General features: G+C 53.5%; 4 protein-coding genes. 1 reads left to right on the forward strand and 3 read right to left on the reverse strand.

Annotated features, from left to right (window positions below):
- Window positions 1-222, forward strand: a 222-nt coding sequence (locus J5224_RS27755) for a DUF3461 family protein (RefSeq protein ID WP_264628352.1), incomplete at its 5' end; no start/stop codon positions are given.
- 103 nt (window positions 223-325) lie between these two features.
- Here J5224_RS27755 and J5224_RS27760 read toward each other — a convergent pair.
- The 3 genes from J5224_RS27760 to J5224_RS27770 form a co-directional block, all read right to left on the reverse strand.
- On the reverse strand, window positions 326-742 hold the full coding sequence (locus J5224_RS27760) for a type II toxin-antitoxin system VapC family toxin (RefSeq protein ID WP_264628353.1): 417 nt from the start codon (window positions 740-742) through the stop codon (window positions 326-328).
- Entirely contained in the window at window positions 739-969 is a 231-nt protein-coding gene (vapB, locus tag J5224_RS27765; protein ID WP_264628354.1) for a type II toxin-antitoxin system VapB family antitoxin, read from the reverse strand. Before vapB ends, J5224_RS27760 begins: the two co-directional genes overlap by 4 nt.
- A 94-nt stretch (window positions 970-1,063) precedes the next feature.
- Window positions 1,064-1,402, reverse strand: a 339-nt coding sequence (locus J5224_RS27770; protein WP_264628355.1) for a flavodoxin, incomplete at its 5' end; no start/stop codon positions are given.

Raw genomic sequence — 1,402 nt, forward strand, 5'->3', positions numbered from 1 at the left:
ATCGTCGCGGATAACAGCGGACAAGGCTTTAAAGAGATCAATGAGATCAGCCCCAACCTGCGCTATGTCATTGATGAATTGGACCAGATTTGCCAACGCGATCAGGTTGAAGTCGATCTGAAACGCAAAATCCTCGACGATCTGCGTCATCTGGAAAGCGTGGTGGCGAATAAAATTAATGAGATCGAGTCCGATCTGGAGAAGCTGACCAAAGGGCGTTGATACGCTGCACGTCTCCACGTCTTTGATGGCTGCTAACAAACCCCATGCATTGACGTGGGGTTTTGTTTTTACTGTGACAGGTTTTTACGTCACTGACCTGGTGTCAGTGTACCCAATCTTCCAGCATCAACGCGGGCAGGCGTTCAAATTCCCGCACATTGTTGGTGACAAGAATCGCGCCCGTAGCCACGGCATGACCAGCAATCGCGGTATCATTTGGCCCGATGGGCGTTCCCGCTGTCGCCATCGCTGCCTTGATAGCAGTCGTCGCATCAACGGCAGCCTGGTCCCAAGGCACTACGGCATCAAGGCGAAGGCAAAACGCATCAACCAACGCAGTATGGCGCGGAGAGGCTTTTTTACCGATAGCGCCAAAACGCATTTCAGCATAAGTGATCGCCGACACCACAATACGGTGGCGGCGTAAAACAGCCTGTTCCAGACGACGAATAACCGCCTCAGGATGCTCTCGCATGATGAAAGAACAGATATTGGTGTCCAGCATGTACAGGTTGCTCATAGCTTAAAGCGGCCCTCATCGCAGACAACGTTCTCACGTTCTGTCAGGAAATCTGCATCCGCCTTTGCTTCTTGCAGAAAGGAGCCCCAACTGGGTTTGACCGGGCGCAAGATGAGCGTATCGCCCTCTCGCACGATCTCCAGTTCGGTGACGCCTTCAAAATCCATATCACGAGGCAGGCGGATAGCCCGGTTATTGCCATTTTTAAACACAGAAACGATACGCATGGTTATACCTCACTGGCCGTTCGGCCTTGATGCTTTCAACGCATATCCCAAGTATATGCAGATGCATAGCATATGTATAGCCCATGCGCGGTTATCAGCCTGCTTCAACCAACCCTGCCCACTGCTCTACCCACGGGCAGGAGAGCACTTCCGGTTCCGGGCATTCTGTCGCATCAATCTGGAGCAGATCTCCCACACGCTGAGCCCCCATCTCTTGCAACAAGGCGTCAAACTGCTGACCCGCGCCGCAAAAATGGGTATAGCTGCTGTCGCCCAGTGCAATGACGCCATAGCGCAACGCTGGCTGATGGCCACCCTTTTCACGTAGCGCAACAAACAACGGGGCGATGGAATCTGGCAGATCCCCTTGCCCGGTGGTGGACGTCACCACCAACACATACTGCTCGCGATACGCCAGCCAGGATGACAGGTC

The sequence above is a fragment of the Candidatus Symbiopectobacterium sp. NZEC135 genome (genome assembly GCF_025962695.1).